General features: G+C 56.8%; 24 protein-coding genes and 1 pseudogene. 19 read left to right on the top strand and 6 right to left on the bottom strand.

Annotated elements, in window-relative coordinates; genetic code table 11:
- Window positions 1-5: 5 nt before the first annotated feature.
- Both B7X65_RS18540 and B7X65_RS18535 read left to right on the top strand, forming a co-directional pair.
- Entirely contained in the window at window positions 6-905 is a 900-nt protein-coding gene (locus B7X65_RS18540) for an alpha/beta hydrolase (RefSeq protein WP_293595776.1), read from the top strand.
- Window positions 906-1,075: 170 nt separating this feature from the next.
- Window positions 1,076-1,255, top strand: coding sequence for a hypothetical protein (locus B7X65_RS18535; RefSeq protein ID WP_293595775.1), 180 nt, complete (start codon window positions 1,076-1,078; stop codon window positions 1,253-1,255).
- Window positions 1,256-1,343: 88 nt separating this feature from the next.
- Here B7X65_RS18535 and B7X65_RS18530 read toward each other — a convergent pair whose 3' ends face one another.
- A complete protein-coding gene (locus B7X65_RS18530; protein WP_293595774.1) occupies window positions 1,344-1,538 on the bottom strand; it encodes a heavy-metal-associated domain-containing protein in 195 nt (64 codons plus the stop codon).
- Between the two features lie 175 nt (window positions 1,539-1,713).
- On the opposite strand from B7X65_RS18530, the gene B7X65_RS18525 reads away from it, so the two are divergent.
- Window positions 1,714-4,143 (top strand): heavy metal translocating P-type ATPase, encoded by a 2,430-nt coding sequence (locus B7X65_RS18525; RefSeq protein ID WP_293595773.1) that lies wholly within the window; start codon window positions 1,714-1,716, stop codon window positions 4,141-4,143.
- On the top strand, window positions 4,140-4,595 hold the full coding sequence (cueR, locus tag B7X65_RS18520; protein ID WP_096698830.1) for a Cu(I)-responsive transcriptional regulator: 456 nt from the start codon (window positions 4,140-4,142) through the stop codon (window positions 4,593-4,595). The genes B7X65_RS18525 and cueR overlap by 4 nt, the downstream gene beginning before the upstream one ends.
- 25 nt (window positions 4,596-4,620) lie before the next feature.
- On the opposite strand, the gene B7X65_RS18515 is transcribed toward cueR, so the two are convergent.
- The 3 genes from B7X65_RS18515 to cadR form a co-directional block, all read right to left on the bottom strand.
- Complete coding sequence (locus tag B7X65_RS18515) at window positions 4,621-5,037, bottom strand: DUF305 domain-containing protein (protein ID WP_293595772.1); 417 nt, start codon at window positions 5,035-5,037, stop codon at window positions 4,621-4,623.
- A 23-nt stretch (window positions 5,038-5,060) separates the two neighbouring features.
- Window positions 5,061-5,396, bottom strand: coding sequence for a four-helix bundle copper-binding protein (locus B7X65_RS18510; RefSeq protein ID WP_293595771.1), 336 nt, complete (start codon window positions 5,394-5,396; stop codon window positions 5,061-5,063).
- A 200-nt stretch (window positions 5,397-5,596) separates the two neighbouring features.
- Window positions 5,597-6,103 (bottom strand): Cd(II)/Pb(II)-responsive transcriptional regulator, encoded by a 507-nt coding sequence (gene cadR / locus B7X65_RS18505; RefSeq protein ID WP_293595770.1) that lies wholly within the window; start codon window positions 6,101-6,103, stop codon window positions 5,597-5,599.
- Between the two features lie 239 nt (window positions 6,104-6,342).
- Between cadR and B7X65_RS18500 the strand changes: the two genes are divergently transcribed.
- The 10 genes from B7X65_RS18500 to B7X65_RS18455 all read left to right on the top strand — a co-directional run bounded on the left by B7X65_RS18500 (window position 6,343) and on the right by B7X65_RS18455 (window position 18,323).
- Entirely contained in the window at window positions 6,343-8,541 is a 2,199-nt protein-coding gene (locus tag B7X65_RS18500; RefSeq protein WP_293595814.1) for a heavy metal translocating P-type ATPase, read from the top strand.
- A 32-nt stretch (window positions 8,542-8,573) separates the two neighbouring features.
- Window positions 8,574-9,185, top strand: coding sequence for an SIS domain-containing protein (locus tag B7X65_RS18495; protein ID WP_293595769.1), 612 nt, complete (start codon window positions 8,574-8,576; stop codon window positions 9,183-9,185).
- 10 nt (window positions 9,186-9,195) lie between these two features.
- The gene (locus tag B7X65_RS18490) at window positions 9,196-9,561 is read left to right on the top strand and encodes a hypothetical protein (RefSeq protein ID WP_293595768.1); all 366 of its coding nucleotides are present in this window, start codon (window positions 9,196-9,198) and stop codon (window positions 9,559-9,561) included.
- A 96-nt stretch (window positions 9,562-9,657) separates the two neighbouring features.
- Window positions 9,658-10,944, top strand: a complete 1,287-nt coding sequence (locus tag B7X65_RS18485; RefSeq protein WP_293595767.1) for a TolC family protein — start codon at window positions 9,658-9,660, stop codon at window positions 10,942-10,944.
- Window positions 10,945-10,952: 8 nt separating this feature from the next.
- A complete protein-coding gene (locus tag B7X65_RS18480; RefSeq protein WP_293595766.1) occupies window positions 10,953-12,137 on the top strand; it encodes an efflux RND transporter periplasmic adaptor subunit in 1,185 nt (394 codons plus the stop codon).
- A gap of 17 nt (window positions 12,138-12,154) precedes the next feature.
- Window positions 12,155-15,280, top strand: a complete 3,126-nt coding sequence (locus B7X65_RS18475; RefSeq protein ID WP_293595765.1) for a CusA/CzcA family heavy metal efflux RND transporter — start codon at window positions 12,155-12,157, stop codon at window positions 15,278-15,280.
- Window positions 15,277-15,612 carry a P-II family nitrogen regulator gene (locus B7X65_RS18470; RefSeq protein WP_293595764.1) on the top strand — a complete coding sequence of 112 codons (336 nt, stop codon included), beginning with the start codon at window positions 15,277-15,279 and terminating at the stop codon, window positions 15,610-15,612. Before B7X65_RS18475 ends, B7X65_RS18470 begins: the two co-directional genes overlap by 4 nt.
- Window positions 15,613-15,665: 53 nt before the next feature.
- Window positions 15,666-15,896, top strand: a complete 231-nt coding sequence (locus B7X65_RS18465) for a hypothetical protein (protein WP_293595763.1) — start codon at window positions 15,666-15,668, stop codon at window positions 15,894-15,896.
- A 17-nt stretch (window positions 15,897-15,913) separates the two neighbouring features.
- Window positions 15,914-16,210: a zinc ribbon domain-containing protein gene (locus B7X65_RS18460; RefSeq protein ID WP_082437592.1), complete on the top strand. Its 297-nt coding sequence runs from the start codon at window positions 15,914-15,916 to the stop codon at window positions 16,208-16,210.
- Window positions 16,211-16,511: 301 nt separating this feature from the next.
- A complete protein-coding gene (locus B7X65_RS18455; protein ID WP_293595762.1) occupies window positions 16,512-18,323 on the top strand; it encodes a phosphoethanolamine transferase in 1,812 nt (603 codons plus the stop codon).
- A 60-nt stretch (window positions 18,324-18,383) separates the two neighbouring features.
- On the opposite strand, the pseudogene B7X65_RS18450 reads toward B7X65_RS18455, so the two are convergent.
- Both B7X65_RS18450 and B7X65_RS18445 read right to left on the bottom strand, forming a co-directional pair.
- Window positions 18,384-18,773, bottom strand: a pseudogene (locus B7X65_RS18450) (HAD-IC family P-type ATPase); the annotation flags it as partial.
- 58 nt (window positions 18,774-18,831) lie between these two features.
- The gene (locus B7X65_RS18445) at window positions 18,832-19,386 is read right to left on the bottom strand and encodes a recombinase family protein (protein ID WP_293595761.1); all 555 of its coding nucleotides are present in this window, start codon (window positions 19,384-19,386) and stop codon (window positions 18,832-18,834) included.
- Between the two features lie 188 nt (window positions 19,387-19,574).
- Here B7X65_RS18445 and B7X65_RS18440 point away from each other — a divergent pair, with 188 nt between their 5' ends.
- From B7X65_RS18440 to B7X65_RS18420, 5 genes are read left to right on the top strand one after another with little or no spacing between them, the layout of a single operon-like run.
- Window positions 19,575-20,462 carry a DUF6662 family protein gene (locus B7X65_RS18440; protein WP_293595760.1) on the top strand — a complete coding sequence of 296 codons (888 nt, stop codon included), beginning with the start codon at window positions 19,575-19,577 and terminating at the stop codon, window positions 20,460-20,462.
- Between the two features lie 2 nt (window positions 20,463-20,464).
- Window positions 20,465-21,001, top strand: coding sequence for an FMN-binding protein (locus B7X65_RS18435; RefSeq protein ID WP_293595759.1), 537 nt, complete (start codon window positions 20,465-20,467; stop codon window positions 20,999-21,001).
- Between the two features lie 4 nt (window positions 21,002-21,005).
- The gene (locus B7X65_RS18430; protein ID WP_293595758.1) at window positions 21,006-21,827 is read left to right on the top strand and encodes an FAD:protein FMN transferase; all 822 of its coding nucleotides are present in this window, start codon (window positions 21,006-21,008) and stop codon (window positions 21,825-21,827) included.
- An 11-nt stretch (window positions 21,828-21,838) separates the two neighbouring features.
- Window positions 21,839-22,318, top strand: coding sequence for a hypothetical protein (locus B7X65_RS18425; RefSeq protein WP_293595757.1), 480 nt, complete (start codon window positions 21,839-21,841; stop codon window positions 22,316-22,318).
- 6 nt (window positions 22,319-22,324) lie between these two features.
- A complete protein-coding gene (locus B7X65_RS18420; RefSeq protein ID WP_293595756.1) occupies window positions 22,325-25,291 on the top strand; it encodes a Tn3 family transposase in 2,967 nt (988 codons plus the stop codon).
- Window positions 25,292-25,428 lie beyond the last annotated feature (137 nt).

Below are 25,428 nucleotides of genomic sequence, written 5' to 3'. Positions count from 1 at the left end.
ACGACATGGCCATCTCCGATTCGCTCGGCGACCTGCGCACCCTCGAGATCGAGGACGGCTGCATCGAATACCGCATCCGCGGGGGTGGCCCGGGCCCCGCCGTGGTCTTCCTCCACGGCATCATCGCCAACGCAGATGTCTGGCGCGGAGTCGTGTCGGATCTCGCATCCGACCACCGCTGCGTGGCACCGGACTGGCCACTCGGTGGGCACCGGCTCGGGATGCGCCCCGGCACGGACTTCTCGTTACCCGGGATCGCACGCATGGTCGAGCGATTCCTTGTCGCGGCGGGACTCGACCAAGTCGTTCTGGTGGCCAATGACACGGGCGGCGCCGTGGCCCAATACGTCGCCGCCGCTCACCCGCAACGGATCGCCGGGCTCGTGCTAACCCCCTGTGACGCATTCGACAATTTTCCGCCGCCGCCGATCCGACACCTGCGCCTCTTCGGACGCACTACTTGGGGCCTGTGGCTACTGGCCCAGACACTGCGCTGGCGCTTTGTGCAACGGCTGCCGATCGCGTTTGGTCTGCTGACCGAGCGACCTATTCCCGCTGCCATCATGCGTTCGTACACAGGTCCGCTGCGGGACTATGCGAGCACACGGCGCGACTTCGCGGCGCTGGTCCGGCAGATCCACCCACGCTACACAATCGACGTGGCACCGCGCTTGGCGAGCTACCGCCGGCCTGTGCTCCTGGTGTGGGCTCGGGAGCGGCGACGTTTTTTTCCGCTTGATCACGCGCATCGGCTGGCGGCGATATTTCCGGATGCCAGAGTCGAGATCATCGAGGATTCGGGGCCATTCGTGACGGAAGACCAACCCGCTGCCGTGGCGGCTGCGATTCGCAGGTTCGTGGCCGGGCAGGTTCCTCATCGCGCAGAGATTACCGCACCGTCCTGAGGTCGCTAGATCTGCGGCGCCGCATGCCGCATTTCGGCAAGCATTTCCAGCTCGTCCACCCATCCAAACCACCGGTTCATCTGGAGTTTGAGGCTCACGTCCGGGTATGTCGCGCAGGAGTTCGTAACTCCAGGTGAGCGCAAGGTCAGCAAGGGTGATCCCGGGCAGTCATGAAATTCGATATGCGTGCTTATACCTACGAAGGTTCCGCTATGTGGTTCGCCACCAGGTTGTATCAGGGACAAACCACCAACTTTCGCACCTTGGGCGAAGGCTTTGCGCCGGTGTATAGCGGAACCGTGGCGGGTGGCATCGGCACAGCTTTCAGCTCTGGCGCCTGTGTTTCGTAGTGCTCATCCACCGGGGCAGCGACACAGCTGATATGTCATCCAGAGATATCGCCTCCCAAACGCGGGGTGGTGTGCGATCAACCGGACCTCAAAGTGCCGGCGGGTAACCAGCTTCGGTCAATGCCTCGACGAAATCCGACCGGTCTTCGGTCGATTCGATCTTGACCGTTTTGGTGTTTATGTCGACATCCACCTTGGAGTTGGGATCGACGAGCTTGGCGGTCTTGGCGACGGTACTGGCGCAATGGCCGCAGCTCATGTCTGGCAGGTTGAATTCAAGCATGGGAGGCTCCTAAAAATTGGAATGCCTGAATTTAGACCTTGCCACCGTGGCAAGGTCAAAAGGTTTCGTCACATACCCACATGCAGGGCAGGGAATTAACTTCTACCGGCTTGACCCTTCCATGGTGGGAAGGTTCAGAATTTCCCTCATCGCCGCCATGCCGGCCTAAAAGCAGATGAGGAACACCGTGAACACAGCAACAGCACTCCAACCCAGCGCGCCAGGCCAAATCGACTGGACCTTACCAGTCGAGGGAATGACTTGCGCGTCCTGCGTCAGCCGCGTCGAGAAGGCCCTTTCGGCTATTCCCGGTGTCAGCGAGGCGAGCGTGAACCTGGCAACCGAGGCGGCCACCGTCCGGGCCGATCAGGGCGTGGCCCTGAATGCGTTGCGCGCAGCCGTCGAGAAGGCCGGATACACGGTGGGCGAACAAACGGTGCAATTGAGTATCGAGGGCATGACCTGCGCATCCTGCGTTGCTCGCGTCGAAAAAGCCTTGCTCAAAGTGCCCGGCGTGACATCCGCCCAAGTCAACCTGGCCACCGAAACCGCCGAGGTTAAGCTTGCGAGCCGTGATCTGGACGTCAGCGCTCTGACTGCGGCGGTGGCCAAGGCCGGCTATGCCGCGCGCGCGATCGCCGAGGGGAAGAGACAGGGGGAGGCGGTCAAGGGTGGCAACGAATGGTGGCCGGTGGCTGTCGCGGCCGTGCTGTCGATTCCGCTGGTCATCCCCATGGCCGCCATGCTGTTCGGCATCGAATGGATGCTTCCTGGCTGGGTGCAATTTGCCTTGGCAACGCCAGTGCAGTTCTGGCTGGGCGCCCGGTTTTACCGCTCTGGCTGGAAAGCACTCAAAGCGCGCGCCGGCAACATGGATCTGCTGGTAGCCCTTGGGACCTCAGCTGGTTACGGTCTGAGCGTGTACCAATTGCTGGTCCACGGTGACCATGGAATGGCACACCTCTACTTTGAGGCCTCAGCAGTAGTGATCACCTTGGTGCTGCTCGGCAAATGGCTGGAAACCCGCGCCAAACGCCAGACGACCGAAGCCATTCGCGCGCTCAATGCGTTGCGGCCGGAAACAGCCCGGGTGCGCCGGGACGGACAGGATCAGGAAATGCCGATCAGCCAGGTGCTTACGGGAGATCTCGTGGTCATTCGGCCGGGTGAGCGTGTACCGGTAGACGGCGTGGTGGTCGAAGGGGCCAGCCAGATCGATGAATCCCTGATCACTGGCGAAAGCCTGCCAGTGGCCAAACACGAGGGTGACCAGGTCACCGGAGGTTCCGTGAATGCGGAGGGCTTGCTGCTGGTAAAAACCACCGCTATTGGCGCCGAATCGACCTTGGCGCGCATCGTGCGGCTGGTCGAGTCCGCCCAGGCGAAGAAAGCGCCCATCCAGCGCTTGGTCGACAAGGTCAGCGAGGTCTTTGTACCGGTGGTGATTGGGATTGCACTGGTCACCTTGCTGGGCTGGGGCCTCACCACTGGCAATTGGGAAAACGCCATTCTCAACGCTGTAGCGGTGCTGGTTATTGCCTGCCCCTGTGCTCTGGGCCTGGCCACTCCCACAGCGATCATGGCTGGTACCGGGGTTGCTGCCCGGCATGGCATCTTGATCAAGGACGCCGAAGCACTCGAAATTGCACATAGCGTCAAAGTGGTTGCGTTCGACAAAACCGGTACGCTTACCGAAGGCAAACCAGAGCTGGTAGCAGCCGATGCCGTCGATGGCAATCGTCTGGCTTTTCTTGCGGCAAGTGCCTCTATCCAGGCGGGCAGCGAACACCCTCTGGCACGCGCCGTCATGGATGCCGCTGTTCAAGAGGGCGCTCAACTGACATCGGCGTCCAAAGTTCGCGCTATTGCCGGCCGCGGCATGGCTGCCGTAGTGGCGCAGCGTGACCTGCGCCTTGGCAGTTCACGTTTCATGGACGAACTGGGAGTGGGCCTTGGGCCCTTATCGGGACGTGCCGCCGAGCTCCAGGCCCAAGGCCGGACGGTGTCGTGGGTGGCTGACATCACAGACCAACCGGTGCTTTTGGGCTTGCTGGCGTTTGGCGATGCTGTCAAACCGACGGCGGCACTAGCCATCGCTAAGCTCCACGAACAAGGTGTCAGGTCCGTACTGGTGACTGGCGACAACCGCGGCAGTGCCCAGGCGGTGGGCAAGCAACTCGGCATTGATGAAATCCGTGCCGAAGTGCTGCCGGAAGACAAAGCCAGGATCGTGGGTGAACTGAAAGCCGGGGGCGTCATCGTCGCCATGGTTGGGGATGGCATCAACGACGCGCCGGCGCTGGCAGCTGCGGACGTCGGAATCGCCATGTCCACGGGAACAGATGTCGCGATGCATGCTGCGGGCGTGACGCTCATGCGCGGCAATCCGGCCCTGGTAGCTGATGCAATCGACATCTCGCGCCGTACTTACGCGAAAATCCGCCAGAACCTGTTTTGGGCATTTATCTACAACGTGGTGGGTGTGCCGCTGGCAGCCTTCGGTCTGCTGAGTCCCATGGTTGCTGGCGCGGCCATGGCTTTTAGCAGCGTCAGCGTGGTGACGAATGCCTTGATGCTGCGCCGCTGGAAAGGAAGCAACACATGAACCAATCGAATATGGGGGGGCCATTCAACATCGGCGAAGCCGCTCGCCAATCCGATGTCTCCGCAAAAATGGTGCGGCATTACGAGTCGCTGGGTCTGCTGCCCAGCGTTGATCGAACTGACTCAGGGTACCGCCAGTACTCTGATAAAGAGGTTCACACCCTTCGCTTTATCAAGCGTTCCCGGGCCTTGGGCTTCAGCATGGCCGAAATTGCGGAGCTGCTCAAACTTTGGCAAAACCAACGACGCTCAAGCAGCGATGTTCGAAAGATCGCGCTCAAGCAAGTGGCTGATCTCAACGAGAGGATGTCAGAGATGGAGGCAATGAAGCGGGCCTTGGAGACCTTAATTCATTGCTGCCATGGCGATCACCGGCCTGACTGTCCAATCCTTGACCAGTTGGGTCAAGTTCACAACGTGCCGGCCAGCGTTAAGGCTCGACGCAGCGACTGATCCATCAGGTTTATTTGGCAGGACCTTACTTTTTGGCGCCTTCGTGAGGATGCTTTGCCAGGTATTTATCAAACTGGGCAATTTCTTTTTTCTGGTCGGCAATGATTTTTTTGGCCATTTTGAGCATTTCAGGATCTTTGCCGCTGCGCAGTTGAGCCTCCGCCATGTCGATGGCACCCTGGTGGTGCATCCGCATCATCATGGCGAAATCTGCGTCGGCATTGCCGGTCATATTCATCCCGGCCATCTTGTCGTTGTTGTCCTTCATCATTGCCTTCATATCCATGCCGCCTTGCATTTGAGCGGCGGCTGCTGGCATCCCTGGCATGGCGCCGCCAGTGGATCCAGACGATTGTGCATGCGCGACAGGCCAAACTAAAGATACTGCCAAGGTCATTGCACCGAGGCGGCAAGTGTTTAAAAGAGTGAACTTTGAAATCATGATTGTTCCTTTATTGAATTGTTTTAAGCCATCGTCGCCATGTTGCGGCACTCTTGGGCGCAGGCATGGCAGGCCTTGGCGCAGACTTGGCAATGGTCCATGTCATGCTTGGCGCACTCGTCACCGCAGGCTTGGCAGACGTCTGCGCACGCTTTGCAGATCGCTTTGGCGTTTTCGCTGCCTCGTGCCATAGCCGCAGCCGCGACCGCACAAATCTGAGCGCAATCCATGTCCAGCGCAATGCACCGGATCATCATCTTTACATCGGGCTCCTGCAGGCATGAAGCGGCGCAGTGATTACAGGCGATGACGCAAGCGTTACAGGCCTCTATGCAGGCGGCATGAATTTGGTGTGGCATATCTAACTCCTAACGTGAATTTGTTTGGGCCGACATTGGCTCCTACATTCAGAGATTAGTTTGCGAACCCGAAAATCGTGTAATCAAAAGGCTTTAAATGCAGTAATCTCTAAAGCATCAACAATTAAAAGCAATATCCGAAGCAGTGCCGATCCGTACAAGGAAATCCATGCAACGGCTCCGTAGGGTGACCACTTAGACTATTTGCGAAGCTTCGGGGCGCTACTGTGTGGGGACGGCGCAATTTGCTGGTGGGTTCTCTGAATATGCGCTGCATGCCCCAGATTCCGGGTGTTGTGATGCTTTGTATTCCGGGAGGCTTTTTCCAGACCGGAGAGAATGCCGCAATCGGCTGACGCATTGCCTGCCTGGCATTGCAGGCGCAGCGACTTCAACTCTTTCTCAAGAATACGAAGCTCGCGAATGCGTGTAGCAACATGGTCAATGTGCGCATCAAGTAGTGCATTGACCTCGTCGCAGTTCTCCTCCGGGGCATCCTTGAAATGAAGCAGGGTTCGAATCTCACCCAAAGTCATGTCCAAAGATCGACAGTGGCGAATAAAGGCAAGCCGTTGGATGTGACTCTCGTCATAGACGCGATAGTTCGCCTGATTCCTGTTGGCCTCAGGTAGCAAGCCCTCTCGCTCGTAGAAACGAATGGTTTCCGATTGTGTTTGGGCCAGCTTGGCCAATTCTCCGATCTTCATGGGGAAATCCTCCTTCAAACCAAAGGCAATACGGCTGACAAAGTTCGGTTTATCAGCACTTGACCTTAAGGCCGCTACAGGGTTTCCAATTAGGCATGAAATCAGAAAACTTGCCAAACACCCAATCCGATACCTGCTGCAATGCGGGTCAATCTTGCGCGCCCGCCGAGACGGCTCCCATCGCCGCGGCGAAACCGCTACCAGCGACTCAGTCCGACGACTGTTGTACTCCAAGAGAAATCTCCACACCAGCTTCGACAGCTCCCGCGCCCAAAGCAAGGGGTTCCGGACAGTTCTTTCGTATTCCCACCATGGACTGCGCCGTCGAAGAGTCCGAAATTCGTCAAGCGCTTGAGCCTATTTCGGGGATACGCTCCTTGGGATTCCAGCTCGGAGCGCGCACCTTGCGCATTGATGCGACTTCGGAGGCGTACCCGCTGGCGCTAGCGGCTATTCGCAAGGCAGGTTTCGACCCCGAGCCGCTGCCAGCGGCTGGCTCTGAGCCAGCTTTGGAAGGCGCTGAAGCGGCGCACGACCATGAGCATGGCATTTCGGGGGGCGTGTGGCGGATGGTGCTGGCCCTGGCTTTTGCGATCGGTGCAGAGATTCTTTCGTATCTCGCGCCTGACACGATGGCATGGAAGATAGGTGGCATGGCCGTGGCGGGCGTGGCGATTGGTCTTGCCGGTCTGGAGACCTATAAAAAGGGCATGGCAGCGCTGCTGCGCGGCAAGCTGAACATCAACGCCTTGATGGCGGTCGCCGTTACGGGGGCATTCTTCATCGGACAGTGGCCCGAAGCGGCCATGGTGATGGCGCTCTACGCCATTGCCGAGCTAATTGAAGCGAAAGCCGTCGATCGGGCCCGCAATGCCATCAAAGGCTTGCTGGACATGGCTCCAGCACAGGCGCTGATGCTCACACCCGACGGGTCGTGGGTGGAGACGCCGGTGGCATCCGTCGCGCTGGAGGCCACTGTTCGCATCAAACCTGGAGAACGCATCCCTCTTGATGGCGTGGTGATCAAAGGCAGCAGCGCAGTGAACCAGGCGCCAATCACGGGCGAAAGTATTCCGGTCGACAAAAGCACCGGAGACCAGCTGTTCGCAGGAACCATCAACGAAACCGGTGAACTGGATATGCGCGTCACCGCAGGTGCCAATGACACGACGCTCGCGCGCATCATCCATGCGGTCGAAGAAGCCCAGGGAACTCGCGCTCCTACCCAGCGATTTGTGGACCGATTTGCAGCCATTTATACGCCTGCAGTCTTCGCCATTGCCATTGCTGTGGCAGTTTTTCTGCCAGTACTCACCAGCTTCACCTGGATGGAAGCACTGTACAAGGCGTTGGTTCTCTTGGTGATCGCATGCCCCTGCGCGCTGGTCATTTCCACGCCTGTGACTGTTGTAAGCGGTTTATCTGCGGCTGCGCGCAGGGGCATCCTAATCAAGGGCGGTACATACCTCGAAGAGGCTCGACTGTTGAAGGCTATTGCACTGGACAAAACCGGAACAATCACTGAGGGCAAGCCAAAGCTTGTGGATTGGCGCGTATGGGGCGATGCCGCGGAGGCGTCCTCAAAGCGTGCCGCTGGCAGTCTGGCAGTCCGGTCGGATCACCCGGTTTCAAAAGCTATCGCGGCCAGCTTGGAGCAGGAAGTTGCCGAAGTCGAGGACTTCAAGGCAATTCCAGGCCGCGGCGTTCAGGGCGTTGTGGATGGTCAAAGCTTGCTGATGGGCAATCATCGCCTGATGGAAGAATACAATCTGTCATCTCCAGAACTCAAGGCTGAGCTGGCTATTCACGAAAATCAGGGCCGAACCGTGACCTTGCTGGCCAACAGCAAGGTGGTTCTTGCACTGTTCGCGGTTGCCGACACGATCAAGGAAACATCGCGCAAGGCCATTGCAGATCTGAAGGTCTTGGGTGTCACGACCGTCATGCTGACGGGCGATAACAGTGCCACAGCCAAAGCCATCGCCAGCGAGGCAGGCATTGACGACGCACGCGGAGACTTGTTGCCAGAGGCCAAACTCGATGCCATCAAGGATATGCAAAAGCGCTATGGCCCGACAGGCATGACGGGGGACGGCATCAATGACGCGCCGGCGCTGGCTCAAGCAGATGTGGGCTTTGCCATGGGTGGGGCGGGCACAGACACAGCCATGGAAGCTGCCGATATTGTGATCATGAACGACAACCTCGAACGCGTTGCCGAAACCGTGCAGTTGTCCAAGCGGACACATGCGATTCTTTGGCAGAACATTACCTTGGCGTTGGGTATCAAGTCTGTCTTTCTGGTCTTGGCCGTGTTTGGAACCGCAACCATGTGGATGGCTGTTTTTGCAGATATGGGTGCCAGCCTGCTGGTTGTGGGTAATGGCCTTCGCTTGCTTCCCCGAGCGAAAAACACCACTCCCAGCGCCAAAGTTTAGAGCTGCCCAATGAACCACCCAACCCTACAGCCATGCGTGAAACTATTCTGAGCGCCCTCAAGGATGCGCAGAGTGCGCTTACCGCTCTTATCAGCGACGAATCTGCACTGGCTTCGACCGAAAACGCTGCGGCGTTACTGGTGAAGACATTCGAGGGCGGGGAAAGGGTTTATGCTTGTGGGAATGGCGGTTCCATGAGTGATGCCATGCACTTTGCAGAGGAGCTGACTGGACGCTTTCGTCACAACCGTAAAGGACTGCCAGCCCAGGCCATTAGCGACGTCGGTCATTTGACCTGTGTCGCCAATGACTTCGGGTATGAACAGGTGTTCTCAAGATACCTGGATGCACATGGCCGGGCTGGAGACTGTTTGCTGGCCATCAGCACAAGTGGCAAAAGTACCAACGTCGTTAATGCTGCCGTCGCAGCCAAAGAGCTCGGTATGAGCGTGATTGCATTGACCGGTCAGGAGATGTCTCAACTGGGCGTTCTGGCAGATATTTGCATCGCTACGCCCGCTGGAGACTTTGCCGACCGCGTTCAGGAACTGCATATCAAGGTTATTCATATCTTGCTGGAGTTGATCGAGCGGCGGTTTTTCCCGGAAAACTATGTCGTGACGGCCACGCCCGTGAGCTCCTGAAACACATACGTTGTACACTTTCGCCGTGCGCCGTTATCTGATCATTTTCTTTATTGTATTTCTGCCGCTCCAGTTCGCCTGGGGCGCTGCAGCGAGGTATTGCGTGCACGAGAAGGTGGACAAGGTCAGTCATTTTGGGCACCACGCACATGTGCATACGGTTTCAGTGCCCGAAAGTGCTTTGACCGGTGATTTGGGCGGAACAGATGATCCAGATTGCAACTATTGCCACCTAAGTTGCGCTCAGCCGCTGCCGAGCAATGTCTTGGATTTTTCCGCGGTCTTTCCCGCAATTTTCGAACCACCGGATCCCTTGCCCACCCAGTATTGGCTTCCGGACACGATCGAACGACCCAATTGGACTCTCGCCGCTTAATCCGGCGAGAACGCTCCTTTTCTTTTTAGCTGCCCTTCGGTAGCTGGCTTCCCGCCGGATTCTCCCCCCTTGGTTTTTCGCAACTAGGAGAATTCGATGCGACCGAAAACGCTGGCGCTGGCCTGCACACTGTTTTTTATATCGGTACCTGCCTTTGCGCAGTCAACCAGTCCTGTAGCAACCAGTACGCCGGAACTTGCTCCCCTCACGCTGCAGGAAGCCCTGGCACGGGCCGCTCAGGCCAATCCTGCGTTGCGCTCCAAACAGGCGGAGCTCGCCGCAGCAGAAGGGTTCAATAGCGACGCGAGGTCGCTGCTTTTCAACAACCCCCAACTGGCTTTTGACAAGACGCGGCGGCTCGTGCCACAGACGGGCATGGCTACTGAACGCCGCAACGAGTGGACTGGGGGAGTCTCCCAGACCTTTGAAACCGGCGGGCAGGGAGGATACAGGCGAGAGACAGCCTCGTCTGCCCTGGAGGCATTGCGCTACGAGATTGTTGATGCGCAGCGGCAAATTCGAAGCGAGATAGCCACGCGCTTTTATCGTGTGCTGGCTTTGCAGCAACGTGTTGAACTGGAGAGCCAGGCGCTGAAATTGTTCGATGATGCTGCTGCAGCCGTACAAAAGCGGCGAGTAGCGGGCGAGGATACGAAGCTTGATGCCAACGTCGCGCTGGTGGAGGCCGAGCGCGCACGGAATCAACTAGCACTGGCGCGGGAACAGCTTAACGAAGAGCGTAACGATCTGGCGGCGCGCCTGCAGCTTGTGGGCCCAGCCCTTCCTCTGGCTCAGGGTGAACTGACACCTGCACCTATGGGGTTTGCTTTGAACGACCTGCTTGGCAGTCTCGATTCTCAGCCGCGTCTTCTGGCTCTTTCTGCCCGTGAAAAGAGCGCAAACGCAAGATATCGCCTGGAACGCGCAAGCGTCAGTCCAGACGTGACGGTGGGACTCAATGTAGGGCGTGAAGGCCCAAGCGTTGCGCGAGAAAGGCTCACCACCATTTCTGTTTCGATTCCACTCCCCATTTTCAAGCGCAATGCGACCGGCATTGGTCAAGCGTCCACCGCTGCAACCCAGGCGCAAATTGACAGGGAGGCCGCGCAGCGCGACACCAGAGCCAATGTCCTGTCGCTTTGGACAAGGCTGACAAGCCAGGAGCAGCGCGTGCGTCGGCTCCAGGACGTCGTCTTGCCAGCGCTGACCGACAACCTGAGCCTTTCGGTTAAGTCTCGCCAAGCGGGGCAGATCGGCTTACTTGAACTGATCGTGGTCAACCGTCAGGCACTCGATGCTCGCCGTGACCTGATCGAAGCACTTACCGAATACCACAGTACCCGCGCCACACTTGAGTTGGAAGCGGGCTGGTCCAAAGAATGAGAGTCATCATGAACACCACCATATTCAAAACTTCTGCGTCACGCCGTCTCCTCGGCATCTCCTCCGTTCTTGCTGTATTCCTAGCGTTGGGCGGCTGTGGTGACAAAGTGGCCAAAGGAGAAGAGCCTGTTAAACAGGAGGCAGCCGGCAAGGAAGAAAAAGGCCTGAAGCTCACCGCAGAAGAACAGGCTCTCGCAGGGATCAAATTTGAAGAAGTCTCCTCTCGCACTTTCGAGGACTCCGTAAGCGTGACCGCAACCATTCGACCCAATCAAGATCGAATTGCCAAAATTGCGCCGCGCGTTGAAGGCCGGATTGTGAGCGTGTCGGCAAATCTGGGGGACAACGTCCGCGCCGGCCAATCATTGGCCATCATGGACAGTCTGGCGATTGGCGAGGCGCAATCTGCTCTTTTGCGTGCGCAATCGTCGGAGCGTGTTGCTCAGGCCGACTTCAAGCGTGCAGAGTCGCTCAGTGCCGAAGAAATTATCCCGCAAAAGGAGTTGCTCAGATCGCGCGGCGAGCTTGAGCGCGCCAGTGCGGAATCGCGCGCGGCAAGTGACCGTTTGCGGCTGCTCGGAGGCTCTGCAAGTGCCAGCGGGAGGGCACAGTCCACGTTTGCACTGACGGCGCCATTTGCAGGCACGGTTATTCAGAAAAAAGCCACGATAGGTGAGCTGGGTTCGCCAGCCGAAGCAGTTTTCACCATTGCGGACCTGTCAAAGGTATGGATTGAGGCCAACCTTACGGATGAACTTCTCTCGAAAGTGAAAACCGGTGCAGCAGCGACTGTGACCGTAGGTGCTTATCCCGGCGAACGCTTTAGCGGCCGGGTGGCATACATAGCCAATGTCCTGGACAAGGACAGCCGCACTATTGCAGCGCGTATCGAAGTGCCCAACAAAGACGGGCGTCTCAAACCGGAGATGTTCGCCACCGCCAACATTGCAACTGGTGGGCAACTGGAAGCGATTTCAGTGCCAGACGGCGCAATCTTGTTGCTTCAGGGGCAACCAACCGTTTTTGTGAGTGAAGGAGGTAGTTTTCAGCCACGCGCCATTGAGACAGGTGAAAAAATATCCGGACGCACGGTCATCAAGTCGGGACTAAAACCGAAAGAACAGGTCGTTGCAGCAGGTGCATATGCATTGAAGGCACGAATGCTGAAGTCGCAAATCGGCGATGCCCATTGAGCCAAGGATAGAACACCATGCTTAATGCAATCGTTGACGCCTCACTGCGTTACAAAGTACTTGTTCTCGTCGCCTTCGCGGTTCTGGTCGGCCTGGGCGTCCAAGCTTATCGCAATGTACCTGTGGATGCCTTCCCGGACGTTACGCCTGTCCAGGTCAATATTTATACGGAGTCCCCTGGTTTGGCCGCCGAGGACGTTGAAAGACTACTCACGACTCCCATCGAAGGTGCGATGGCAGGCCTGCCCAATGTGGAAGAAGTTCGCTCGGTTTCCCTGTTTGGCCTTTCCTATGTTGGCATCTATTTCAAGGACAACGTAGACATTTACTTCGCGCGTCGCCTCGTCGGTGAAAAGCTGCAGGATGTCAAAGGCCGATTGCCAGAGGGGTATGGTGAACCTGTTCTTGGCCCCAACAGCTCCGGTCTTGGTCAGGTGTTCTGGTACACCATTGAATCGGCTGACAAGAAGCTCAGCGCCATGGATCTGCGTACGCTGCATGACTGGACCGTGCGGCTGATCCTCCGGACGGCTCCAGGGGTGGATGACGTAATTTCATGGGGCGGCGACCAGAAGCAGTACCAGGTACAGATTGACCCCAATAAACTGATCAAGTATGGCTTGACGTTTAAGCAAGTGATGGAACGCCTGGCTGCAAACAACAAGCAAGTGGGCGGGCAATCCATCAATCTCGGCTCCGAGCAATACCTGGTTCGCGGACTGGGCCTGGTGACAGGTACCACCGACATTGCAAGCATTGTGGTGGCCGAGCGCAATGGTGCGCCGATCTTTGTCCGTGATGTCGCGGCCGTGAAGGAAGCCGCAGCGCCCAGGTTTGGCGCGGTCACGCGGAATGGTCAGGAGGCCGTTCTTGGAATGGCGCTATCGCGCGTGAATGAAAATGCGAAGAATGTTGTCGAGGCTGTGAAGGCCAAGCTGGCGCTCGCGCAGGCAGCCCTTCCAAAGGGCGTATCGCTGATCCCAGTGTACGACCGTACTGATCTCGTAGACAAGGCACTGCGCACCGCCCAGAACTCGCTGATAGAGGGCGCGGTTCTGGTCGCGATCATCCTGTTTCTATTCTTGGGGGATTTCCGCTCCGCCATCGTCGTGATCGTGACGTTGCCGATGGCCATGCTGATTGCGTTCATCCTCATGCAGCAGTTCGGGGTAACGGCCAACCTGATGTCACTGGCTGGACTAGCGATTGGGACGGGAATGATGGTGGACGGTGCCATCGTGATGGTCGAAAACGCATTCCGGCTGCTAGCTCATGCCAAGGAATCCGGTAAACCGATCAAGAAAACTCACCTGATCCTTGAAGCCGCGCGCGAGGTGATGAACCCTATCGCCTTCGCTATCCTGATCATCATCGTGGTATTCATGCCGCTGTTCTCCCTCACAGGGTTGGAAGGCAAGCTTTTCAAGCCAATGGCATTCACGATTTCGTTTGCGATGGCAGGCTCACTCCTGCTGTCTATGACGCTGGTACCGGTATTGGCTGCACTCATTCTGAAGCCCAAAGAAGAAAAGGACACCTTTATCGTGCGCTGGGCCAAGCAGGCCTATCTGCCGCTACTTGATTGGGCGCTGGAGCGCAAAAAGCTGGTTGTTAGTACGGCGCTAGGGCTGCTTCTAGTGTCGCTGGCTTTGTTTCCTTTCCTTGGGAAGGAGTTCATGCCGCAACTTCAAGAGGGAACCATACTGTTCCGGGTAACCGGTATTCCTTCCACGTCCCTGGACGAGTCCATTCGCGTGTCCAACGTCATCAGTACAGAGCTCAAGAAGCAATTCCCCAAGCAGGTCGAATCTGTCCTGGCAACCATAGGCCGGGCTGAGGGTGGTGAAACCACCGACGTCAACTACATGGAAATACTGATAGCGACCAAACCTCAGTCGGATTGGCCAGAAAAGGTGCCGTATCCCGCGCTTGCATCAGAAATGCAGGAGGCCATGGAAAAGGTCGTTCCCACTGCTGTTATTGGAGCCAGCCAGCCTATTCAGTCCCGTGTGGAAGAGTTGATTTCCGGTGTACGGGCCACTCTCGCGCTTAAACTTTACGGTGAAGACCTCGGTACTCTTGACCGGTTAACGGGGGAGCTACAGGGCGTGTTGGGCAAAGTCCCTGGCGTGGCAGACCTGTCTGCCGAGGCGAACAAGGGCAAGCCGCAACTGGTAATCAAGGTCAATCGTGAGGCCGCAGCTCGTTACGGCATCAACGTGAACGATGTCCTCGAAGTCGTCAAGGCAGGTATAGGTGGGGAAGCTGTTTCTACCTTGATCGACGGCACCAAACGGTTCGACATTACGGTACGGTTGCCTGATGCTTTCAGGGCCAGCCCGGCAAGCATCGGCGCCATTCCCATACGCACCGGTGAGGGCGCGCTTGTGCCGTTTTCCCAGGTTGCCACCATTGAGCTGGATGAAGGCTATTCGTTTGTGCGCCGCGAGGCCTTGCAGCGTTACTCTGTGCTGCAGATGGACGTGAAAGGCCGTGACGTGGACAGCTTTGTGAAGGAAGCCAGTGCCAAGATCGCTGAGCAGGTCAAATTGCCGACGGGCTACTACTTCCAGTGGGGAGGTGCGTTTGAGAACCAGCAGCGTGCCATGGCCCGACTGGCGGTGATTGTGCCCCTGACCATTGGCCTGATCTTCATGCTGCTGTACACGGCATTTAATTCGGTACGCCACGCGACCCTCATCATCGCCAACGTGCCGTTTGCCATCATTGGCGGGATTGTGGGTCTGTTTATCACGGGTCAATATCTCTCAGTGCCCTCGGCCATCGGGTTTATTGCTGTGTTCGGAGTCGCCATGCTGAATGGCATTGTGATGGTCACATTCCTGAACGATCAGCGGGGACAGGGCCTATCGATACGAGATGCCGTGCGCAAGGGTGCTGAACTGCGCTTGAGACCGGTTTTGATGACCGCTTCCGTGGCTATCCTGGGACTCGTCCCCATGCTTTTGTCCACCGGAGTTGGTGCTGAAACTCAGCGTCCGCTGGCCACTGTGGTGGTGGGCGGCTTGTTCACTTCAACCGCCTTGACCTTGCTGTTATTGCCGTTGTTTTATGAATGGTCTGAGCTTCGGGCTGAGCGCAAAGCGCAAAAACTTCTCACCAACGAAGGAGCATCGTCATGAAGGAAATTAAGGCTTACATACATCGCAACCGGGTTGCGGAAGTTATCAGCGCCCTCAAGAGCTCAGCTGCATGGACGGCAGTCGGCAACAATGAGCACAATCTGACGGCCTATATGGTCAAGGGTTCCCTGGTCCCATTGGATGAGAGCGAGCGGCGTTTCTCGGTCGAGCTTGGCGATGAAGTCATCAATGAATACAAGCTGGAGCTCCATTGTTCTGAAGAGCATGTCGATGAACTGGTAAAGATCATCGTTGCATTAGCACGCACGGGGCAAGCCAACTCGGGTTGGGTCTATGTCATGGATGTGGTCACTGCCGTCCCTGTTCTGTGATGACCAATCCGTCCTCTACGTTAAGCCGGTGTTCAACATAGAAATGGACCTGTATGGATGTCGACTGGCGGCAGCGTCACTTGGGCAACGGTGCAATCCTTATGGCCAGCGCTTTGGGAATGCTCTTGACGGTAGTTCTGTCGGGCGCGCTGCTGCTGATGGCGATCTCGCTTCACTGTCCGCACGGACGGAAACAACTCGGCGGAAGCAAGGTTGTAGCGGAGGCCTCCCCTATAGGCCTGGTGCCGATGAGTTCGACAATGATTTCGGGCGAGCTTTTTTAACTTTTATGGAGAAAAGCATGAGTTTTTTTGACAAGCTTCTTTCGAGCATGGGTGGCGGACACCATGGCAACCGTGGCGGTCATGGCGGGAACAAACATGGCTACCAGGGTGAGCCCTATGGTTATCCTGCGCAGCCGACGCCGCCGGCTAACACGGGAATTTCGTGTCCCGCTTGTTCAGCCACCAATTTGCCGAACGCACGCTTTTGCGCCCAGTGCGGAAAATCAATGACACCGGCAAGCTGTGACGCCTGTAAATCCCCATTGGTGGCAGGTGCGAAGTTTTGTGCGAACTGCGGGAAGTCGCAGGTCTAAAAAACCACGTTGCGGAACGCGTATGGCCTGACTCAACCTTCCTTATTGCAGAGGCTGTACCTCACCGTTACCAGGGTTACAGGGTCACATCGGAGAGAGTTTTGGAGTCGTAAATGCCCTCAAACTTTCATAGCCCCGTCAATGCATCTCGTGAGTCACTCGGTGCACTACTACTTTCGGCCGGTGGAATTTCGGTTGTCCTTTTATTGATCATTCTGTACTTTTTGTGGAGAGACAAAAAGCTCAAAATACCAGAGATATATCGAAAAAAGCTACCTTCTAAAACCAGAAGAAAAAGAAGGTGACGAAGGTGGCTTGTGGGAAAAATTTAGAGGAACTGACGCTTAGTGGGAAACCAGATGAAAACGCGGTTTCATGCCCCAATGCGAATCGAGGCGATGCAATGAAATTTTTCCATGCTTGGCGCCTCGATTCGGCGCCATTTTCACGCAAGTTTCCGTCTTCCGTCGACCATGCAGGTGAGGCTCCGAGGAATCACAATCCCATTTGGCTGGTAACCGGCGGCAGTCTTTGGCTGGCGACCGCGGCCAATTTTCCTCTGTGGCGCGAATTGTCCCATCTTGCGTTGACTAGCGACCCAGCAGGGCTTGCTTTTTCGTTGGCAATGATGTTAATCATTGCTGCAACACTGATGGCCATGCTCAGCCTGTTTGCATGGCGCTGGACATTGAAACCCGTTCTTACGCTGATGCTATTCGCCTCGGCTTTTGGGGCCTACTTCATGTGGAGTTATCGCGTTGTGATTGATGCGACCATGATGATCAATGTGCTTCAAACCGACGTGAGGGAGGCCGCAGACCTGTTCAGTCCGCGATTAGTCGTTACGGTGCTTGTATTGGCTGTATTGCCATCCTGGGCAATCTGGCGCCTACCTATTGGCTACGGCCCTTGGTCACGACGGCTGCTTCAGAATTTTCTGATGGCGATAGCTGCCGTGATCCTGCTTGCAGTGTCGGTTGTACTCAGCTATCAACCGCTTGCGTCCACGATGCGTAACCACAAGCAGGTGCGGTATTTGATGAACCCGCTGAATTCGATGTATGCCTTGGGCTATTTAGCTGCAGGGCCGCTACAACGTGATCGATCAGTCCTGGAGCCCATAGGTCTGGATGCGCGCTCCCCTGAGGTTGCTTCCAATGATCTTCCGCCGCTGATAATTTTGGTGGTTGGAGAGACGGCGCGGAGTGGCAATTTCAGCATAAATGGCTATCCTCGTCCGACGACTCCCAAGCTGGGACACGAAGAAGTCGCCAGCTTCCGGAACGTCTCAGCATGTGGAACCAGTACGGCGGCGGCCCTGCCCTGCATGTTTTCAAACCTTGGGCGAACCCAATTCGACGCGAGAAGCAAGAATTTTGAGGGTCTTCTGGACGTGATCCAACGCGCGGGGATGGCAGTGCTTTGGTTGGACAATCAGTCAGGTTGCAAAGGGGCATGTGATCGCGTTGGCTATGCCAATACATCCAAACTAAGGAACCCTCAATTGTGTCCGGAGGGTGCGTGTTACGACGCCATCATGCTTGAGGATTTGGATGCACGGATTGCAGCGCTGCCTGCAAAGGCGCGTGCGCGCGGGGTGGTTTTGGTACTGCACGCGATGGGTAGCCATGGCCCGGCCTACTACCTTCGCTCTCCCCAAGCGTTTAAACAATTTGGGCCTGAATGTTCGAGCAACGATTTGCAAAACTGCAGCCAAGCTGAACTGCTAAATGCGTACGACAACTCGATCATCTACACCGACCATTTCCTCGACTCAACTATTCATTGGCTCAGAACGCAGCAAGCCACCTATGCTCCCGCCATGGTGTATGTCGGTGATCATGGAGAGTCCCTCGGCGAGAACAATCTTTACCTCCACGGCCTGCCGTATGCTATCGCGCCTGATGTGCAGACGAGGGTGCCTTGGTTTACCTGGCTATCCCCCCGCTTTGCAAGCCAGAAAACTCTCACTCCTGAGTGTTTGCACAAGAAACAAGAGGAGAAGATTACGCACGACAATTACTTTCACTCGGTACTAGGGCTGCTCAGTATTAAGACCGTTGTCTACCAGCCTCAACTAGATGTGTATGCATCTTGCACAGGTACAAGATGATGATCTCTTGCCCCTGAGAGGTACCGCAGTCGCCTTTCGGCCCTTGAACTCGACCGACATTCATGCTTCTTTGTTGGCGCTTGACGTGAAGTTGTAGGCAAGCAAACGCAATGCATTCGCGACAACCATCACAGTGGATCCTTCATGGAAAAGCACAGCAGTTCCAATGTTGAGACCAAATATCGTGGCCGGAATCAACACCGCAACCACGCCCAAGCTGACAAACAGGTTCTGGCGAATGATGCGACTCGTGCTGCGGGACAATCCAACCGCAAACGGAAGTTGAGCCAGGTCGTCAGCCATGAGGGCCACATCGGCGGTTTCAAGCGCAACATCGGACCCTGCAGCACCCATTGCAATGCCGACGGTAGCGTTGGCCATGGCAGGGGCATCATTGACGCCATCTCCTACCATCGCCACCTTGCCGTGCTTCTCGCGGAGCGCCTTGATTTCTTGGGGTCGTCTCAGAAAACGGAAAAAATCGTACGCTAAGGCCGACTGCAAGCGCTCAGGACGGCTTACCCGCGTTGCGGTAGATCGTCGAGCGTGAAATGCCGAACTGCTCAGCAATGGTCACGATGGGTACGTCGCCGGATTTCAGCAGTGCCTGGATTGTTCTCAAGTCTTTCACCGACAGCTTCTTCGGACGCCCACCGCTGCGCCCTCGCGCCCGCGCAGCCTTCAGTCCGGCCATTGTCCGTTCACGAATCAGATTGCGCTCGAACTCGGCCAGGGCACCGAATAGATGAAAAACCAGTCTGCCGGTAGGTGAGTTCGTGTCAATGTGTTCTGTCAGCGACTCGAACTCGATTTGACGCGTCCGTAGCGCGGCGGTGAGTTCGATCAAATCCTTCAAGCTGCGTCCTAGGCGGTCGAGTCGCCAGACCACCAGCGTATCGCCAGCACGCAGCGCTCTCAAGCACACCTCTAGTTGGGGGCGAGCCGCGCTTCGACCGCTGGCGTATTCCTCGTAGATCTCGGTGCAATTCATCAGCTTCAACGCATCGCGCTGCAAGTCGAGTGTCTGGTCGTCGGTTGATACCCGTGCATAGCCGATGCGCATGTTTCAAATCATCCATTCCATAGGTTTATGAAGCATTGATTATGCGACGATTTTTGCGTCACTTGCAAGCGTTGTTTTGTGCCAATGAGTCGGCGACCTCTACTTGTCGCAATAACCCTGGAATTTGACACAGGCCATTAAAACGAGAATAATAACGATTCGCATTAACAATTGTATGGAGAATCACCTTGAAGCTTGCCAAGTCCCTCGTCGCCGTCGCCGCACTGGCAGGCGCATTTTCACAACCTGCCGCTGCCGGGGAGTCGCCCTTTGGATGGATCTACACGGCTGATGTTCAGCCACCCGGGACCCGCCAATTCCAGCAATGGGTTGATGTGCAGACGAAACAGACCCTGGGCGATTACACGAACGTAAGACTACGTTCGGAAATGGAATTCGGCATCACATCAAAGTACCAAACCGGAATTTACTTAAATTCGCGGTACATCAACGCATACCAAAATCAAATGGATGGCACAACTGCTGGCCCAAACACTGACATCCCAGACAATTTTGATCCAACCTCTCGCTACAAGTTGAGCCGATTCGAGTCCGTGTCCTGGGAGAACGTCTATCAGATATCGAACCCTCTCGTCGATCCGATTGGTCTGGCGCTTTATGTCGAACCGACTTGGGGGCCACGAAACAAGGAGTTGGAGTTCAAACTCATCTTGCAAAAGAATTTCTTCGACGACCGTTTGATCTGGGCAACAAATCTAGTTACAGCTCTTGAAAACAACAAACGAGGGAGCCGTGTGGAAAAAGCTACTGAAGTCGATTTTCTGACTGGGTTGTCCTACCGCTTTACCAATAACTGGTCCGCTGGCTTTGAGGCGCGCAACCACCGCGAGTTCACAGGTTATGGTTATGGCGTTGCCAATCACTCGGCATGGTTCTTAGGGCCGAATTTGCATTACGCGACCAAGAACTGGTGGGTGACCGTAGCTTGGCGTCAGCAACTACCCCTAGCCAGTGGTTTTCAAGATGATCAAAAAGCGGTCATCAGCAATAGTCGTATTTATGGCGACGAGCATACGCGTAACCAGTTCATGCTCAAAGTCGGAGTGCCGTTCTAATCATGCGCTGGGAACCTTTCTTTGCTGTCCCGCTTGTTGTAATTTCAACAGCCAGTTGGGGCAATGTCTATTTTTCAACAGAGCAGGCTCAACAGGCCATGTTTCCAGGAGCTAAGTTCACTCAGATGAATTTGGCGCTAACCCAGGATCAGCGCGACGCGTTGCGTGCCCGTTCCGGTGTTTATGAGCCATTTCAGGAAAATCGCGTATGGGCCGTGGAGGGGCGAGGATTTTTCGTCATCGACCAAGTTGTGGGTAAGCATGAAATGATTACCTACGCGGTGGGTCTTAATGCCGATGGAAGCGTGAAGCAAGTTGAAATTCTCGAATACCGGGAAACCTACGGCTATGAGATTCGTGATCCGGCTTGGCGTAAGCAGTTTGTCGGCAAGACCGCCGCATCGCCTGTCAAACTGAACAAAGACATCACTAATATCACCGGCGCTACGCTATCTTCCAAGCATCTCACCGATGGCGTACGCCGCGTGTTGGCGGTATACGATACGATGTTGAAAGGGTTGCCAGGTGTCGGTCGTTGAGCGCATGCGCCCTTTGCTGGGCACATTCGTGACGATCCGGGCAGAAGGTGCTGCGGCTAGTGCCCAGGTGGAGTCGGCAGTCGAATCTGCTTTTCGCGCCATTGCTCGTGTCGATGGCTTGATGAGTTTTCATCGGCGCAGTAGCGATATTGGACGTTTGAATTGTGCGCGGCCTGGATCGATCCTGCGTGTACATGGCTGGACTTACCAGGTGTTGCGTGAGGCGCTGCGGCTTTGGCAGTGGAGCGGTGGCGTGTTCGATTGCAATGTCGGCGCATCTCTGATGCGCTTTGGCCAACTACCCAAGAATACTCCTGGCAAATCAGTCCGCCGCTTTCCCTATGGGGAAGCCATTTGCTTGAGAAACGACCGTTCGGTCAAACTGAATGCTCGCGTAGCACTTGACCTTGGTGGAATTGCCAAGGGTTTTGCTGTCGATCAAGCGGTCGAGGTTCTGCAAGCGCATGGCATGAAAAGCGGCTTGGTCAATGCTGGTGGTGATTTGCGCACTTTTGGTGCCGCCTCGCAGCCCGTGTGGCTACGCTGTCCAGACGATCCTTATCAGGCTCAACTAATCGGGACGCTGACCAATGGCGCGATAGCGACCTCTGCATCGTACTTTACCGACACAAACCGTCCAGGTGGCGCTGCGTCAAGTGCGATTGTGAACGCTAGGCGAGAACGAATCGTCACGATAACCAATAGTGTATCGGTGATCGCTCGCAACTGCCTGTTGGCCGATGGCTTGACCAAGATCGCCATTCTTCACGGGCGACTGCCTATGCGCCTCGCCAGATATGCACAAGCCAGGGTCGTGACACTATGACGACGCACCATATGTTTAGCATCCGCTTGCCCAAGGCACAACGCTGGGCGACTTACCTGGCACTGATCGTAGTCGCCGCCAGCGGGCTTATATGGAGCCTGCTCCACGATGTTCTGCAATGGGGTTGGATGCTCGCTGAGCGCCGCCTACTCACAGTTCATGGTGTGGCCGCTGCCATCGCACTTGTGATCGTCGGTGGTTTACTGCCGTTGCACATCCGGCTTGCGTGGCGTGTCAAACGTAATTTGGCATCCGGCCTCGTCGCGCTGTCATTGATGGCCCTGCTCGGTGCAACAGGCATGCTGCTCTATTACGGTGGCGAGGAATGGCGCGATTGGGTGCGATGGGGGCATATAGGTGTCGGCACCGTCGCCTGTTTGGCTATCCCAGCACACATTTGGCTTGGGCGTAGACGGGTGGCGCGCTTACCTGCGTCCGTGGCAGCGACGCCTCTTGGCTCAAAGGCTGAGCGTGTAACGGGATTGAGGTGACGCTAAATGCCACGTCGGTCGGTCCTCTCCGTCACTGAACGCGACAGCCTGCTGGTTCTGCCTGACGACAAAGATGAGCTGATCCGTCACTATACCTTCAACGAAACCGATCTGTCATTAATTCGGCAACGGCGCGGCGATGCCAACCGCTTGGGGGTGGCTGTGCAGTTGTGCTTGTTGCGTTTTCCGGGTCAAGGCTTGCTGACAGATACCATCGTCTCGGCATCGCTGCTGGGATGGATCGGGCGGCAACTGCGCATCGATCCGGCCTGCTGGCCGCAGTATGCCGAGCGGGAAACCACGCGCCGCGAGCATTTGCTGGAGTTGCGCACTTATCTGGGCATGGAACCTTTCGTTCTGGCGCACTACCGCCAAGCGGTGCATGCCGCGACCGAACTGGCTTTGCAGACAGACAAGGGCATCGTGTTGGCTGGCAGCGTACTCGATACACTGCGTCACCGGCACATCATTATTCCGGCGCTCGATGTTATCGAACGAGTCTGTGCCGAGGCGATAACCCGCGCCAACCGGCGCATTCACGCTGTGCTGACCGACTCCCTCGAAACCCTCCACCGTCCGCGCCTGGATGAACTACTCAAGCGCAAGGAAGGCAGCAAAATGACGTGGCTGGCTTGGCTACGCCAGTCGCCTGCCAAACCGAACTCGCGCCACATGCTCGAACACATTGAGCGTCTAAAATCCTGGCAGGCGCTTGACCTACCCGCTGGCATCGAGCGGAAGGTTCATCAAAATCGCTTGCTCAAGATCGCCCGCGAGGGTGGTCAGATGACGCCCGCCGACCTGGCCAAGTTCGAGCCGCAGCGGCGCTACGCCACTTTGGTCGCGCTGGCCATCGAAGGCATGGCCACCGTCACCGATGAAATTATCGACCTGCACGACCGCATCATCGGCAAGCTGTTCAACGCGGCCAAGAACAAGCATCAGCAGCAGTTTCAGGCCAGCGGCAAGGCGATCAATGACAAGGTGCGGCTGTATGGGTGCATCGGACAAGCCTTGATCGATGCCAAGCAAAAAGGCGGCGATCCGTTTGCCGCCATCGAGGCAGTCATGCCGTGGGACACCTTCGCCGCCAGTGTCACCGAGGCGCAAACTCTGGCGCGGCCTGCTGACTTTGATTTCTTGCATCACATTGGAGAAAGCTACGCCACCTTGCGCCGCTACGCGCCGCAGTTCCTCGACGTACTCAAGCTGCGAGCTGCGCCCGCCGCCAAGGGGGTGCTCGATGCCATCAACGTTCTGCGCGGCATGAACAGCGATAGTGCCCGCAAGGTGCCAGCCGACGCGCCAACCGCATTCATCAAGCCACGCTGGGCCAAACTGGTTCTGACCGACGAGGGCATCGACCGGCGTTACTACGAGCTTTGCGCCCTGTCGGAGCTGAAGAACGCGCTGCGCTCGGGCGACGTGTGGGTGCAAGGCTCGCGCCAGTTCAAAGACTTCGACGAATACTTGGTGCCGGTCGAGAAGTTCGTCACTCTGAAGCTGGCCAGCGAATTGCCGCTGGCCGTGGCCACCGACTGCGATCAATACCTGCGTGAAAGGCTGGAATTGTTGGAGGAACAGCTTGCCACCGTCAATCGCATGGCGGCCGCCAATGACCTGCCGGACGCCATCATCACCACCGCGTCGGGCCTGAAGATTACGCCGTTGGACGCGGCGGTGCCCGATGCTGCGCAGGCCCTGATCGATCAGACGGCCATGATCCTGCCACACCTCAAAATTACCGAGTTGCTGATGGAGGTCGATGAATGGACGGGCTTCACGCGGCACTTCACGCACCTGAAGACCGGCGACACCGCCAAGGACAAAACCTTGCTGATGACAACGATTCTGGCCGATGCGATCAATCTGGGCTTGACCAAAATGGCCGAGTCCTGCCCCGGCACGACCTACGCCAAACTGTCCTGGCTGCAAGCCTGGCACGTCCGCGACGAAACCTATTCAACGGCGTTGGCCGAACTGGTCAACGCACAGTTCCGGCAACCCTTCGCCGGAAACTGGGGCGACGGCACCACATCATCGTCGGACGGGCAGAACTTCAGAACCGGCAGCAAGGCAGAGAGCACCGGGCATATCAACCCGAAATATGGAAGCAGCCCTGGGCGGACGTTTTATACCCATATCTCCGACCAATACGCTCCTTTCAGCGCCAAGGTGGTCAACGTTGGCTTGCGTGACTCGACCTATGTGCTCGACGGCCTGCTGTACCACGAGTCTGACTTGCGTATCGAGGAACACTACACCGATACGGCAGGCTTCACCGATCATGTGTTTGGCCTTATGCACTTGCTGGGGTTCCGGTTTGCGCCGCGCATTCGTGACTTGGGCGACACGAAGCTGTTCATTCCCAAGGGCGATACTGCCTACGATGCGCTCAAGCCGATGATTAGCAGCGACAGGCTGAACATCAAGGCTATTCGCGCCCATTGGGATGAAATCCTACGACTGGCCACTTCGATCAAGCAGGGCACGGTGACGGCCTCGCTGATGTTGCGCAAGCTCGGCAGCTATCCGCGCCAAAACGGCTTGGCCGTCGCCCTGCGCGAGCTGGGGCGCATCGAGCGCACACTATTCATCCTGGACTGGCTGCAAAGTGTGGAGTTGCGCCGCCGCGTTCAGGCCGGACTCAACAAGGGGGAGGCACGCAACGCGCTGGCCAGGGCTGTGTTCTTCAACCGACTGGGCGAAATCCGCGACCGCAGCTTTGAACAGCAACGCTATCGGGCCAGTGGCCTCAACCTTGTGACGGCAGCCATCGTGCTGTGGAACACCGTCTATCTGGAAAGGGCCGCGAACGCATTGCGTCATCACGGCCAGGGTGTCGATGACGCGCTGTTGCAGTACCTGTCGCCGCTGGGCTGGGAGCACATCAACCTGACCGGCGATTACCTCTGGCGCAGCAGCGCCAAAGTCGGTGCGGGGAAGTTCAGGCCACTACGACCGCTGGCCTAGCCTTAGCGTACGATTTTTTCCGTTTTCTGAGACGACCCCCACTAAGACCTCGGCAGTCGGACGGCCCGGTCGTCGAAACAGGGCTGCCGCAGCCTTGCAGCAGGACTGCTGTGGGCAGGACGAGGAGAAAAACGATT

Origin of the sequence: Polaromonas sp. 39-63-25 (assembly GCF_002278925.1) — a bacterium.
Classification (GTDB): Bacteria; Pseudomonadota; Gammaproteobacteria; order Burkholderiales; family Burkholderiaceae_C; genus Polaromonas.
The sequence above is the reverse complement of the archived record's forward strand: the minus strand, read 5'-3'. Positions and strand labels throughout refer to the sequence as shown.

Bases quoted from the DNA above. Each gene is read 5' to 3' on its own strand.
- B7X65_RS18445 (WP_293595761.1), bottom strand. From the start codon at position 19,386: ATGCGCATCGGCTATGCACGGGTATCAACCGACGACCAGACACTCGAC.
- B7X65_RS18510 (WP_293595771.1), bottom strand. From the start codon at position 5,396: ATGCCACACCAAATTCATGCCGCCTGCATAGAGGCCTGTAACGCTTGC.
- B7X65_RS18525 (WP_293595773.1), top strand. From the start codon at position 1,714: ATGAGGAACACCGTGAACACAGCAACAGCACTCCAACCCAGCGCGCCA.
- B7X65_RS18460 (WP_082437592.1), top strand. From the start codon at position 15,914: ATGAGTTTTTTTGACAAGCTTCTTTCGAGCATGGGTGGCGGACACCAT.
- cueR (WP_096698830.1), top strand. From the start codon at position 4,140: ATGAACCAATCGAATATGGGGGGGCCATTCAACATCGGCGAAGCCGCT.
- B7X65_RS18535 (WP_293595775.1), top strand. From the start codon at position 1,076: ATGAAATTCGATATGCGTGCTTATACCTACGAAGGTTCCGCTATGTGG.
- cadR (WP_293595770.1), bottom strand. From the start codon at position 6,103: ATGAAGATCGGAGAATTGGCCAAGCTGGCCCAAACACAATCGGAAACC.
- B7X65_RS18530 (WP_293595774.1), bottom strand. From the start codon at position 1,538: ATGCTTGAATTCAACCTGCCAGACATGAGCTGCGGCCATTGCGCCAGT.
- B7X65_RS18485 (WP_293595767.1), top strand. From the start codon at position 9,658: ATGCGACCGAAAACGCTGGCGCTGGCCTGCACACTGTTTTTTATATCG.
- B7X65_RS18420 (WP_293595756.1), top strand. From the start codon at position 22,325: ATGCCACGTCGGTCGGTCCTCTCCGTCACTGAACGCGACAGCCTGCTG.
- B7X65_RS18495 (WP_293595769.1), top strand. From the start codon at position 8,574: ATGCGTGAAACTATTCTGAGCGCCCTCAAGGATGCGCAGAGTGCGCTT.
- B7X65_RS18515 (WP_293595772.1), bottom strand. From the start codon at position 5,037: ATGATTTCAAAGTTCACTCTTTTAAACACTTGCCGCCTCGGTGCAATG.
- B7X65_RS18540 (WP_293595776.1), top strand. From the start codon at position 6: ATGGCCATCTCCGATTCGCTCGGCGACCTGCGCACCCTCGAGATCGAG.
- B7X65_RS18475 (WP_293595765.1), top strand. From the start codon at position 12,155: ATGCTTAATGCAATCGTTGACGCCTCACTGCGTTACAAAGTACTTGTT.
- B7X65_RS18480 (WP_293595766.1), top strand. From the start codon at position 10,953: ATGAACACCACCATATTCAAAACTTCTGCGTCACGCCGTCTCCTCGGC.
- B7X65_RS18470 (WP_293595764.1), top strand. From the start codon at position 15,277: ATGAAGGAAATTAAGGCTTACATACATCGCAACCGGGTTGCGGAAGTT.
- B7X65_RS18435 (WP_293595759.1), top strand. From the start codon at position 20,465: ATGCGCTGGGAACCTTTCTTTGCTGTCCCGCTTGTTGTAATTTCAACA.
- B7X65_RS18430 (WP_293595758.1), top strand. From the start codon at position 21,006: ATGCGCCCTTTGCTGGGCACATTCGTGACGATCCGGGCAGAAGGTGCT.
- B7X65_RS18425 (WP_293595757.1), top strand. From the start codon at position 21,839: ATGTTTAGCATCCGCTTGCCCAAGGCACAACGCTGGGCGACTTACCTG.
- B7X65_RS18465 (WP_293595763.1), top strand. From the start codon at position 15,666: ATGGATGTCGACTGGCGGCAGCGTCACTTGGGCAACGGTGCAATCCTT.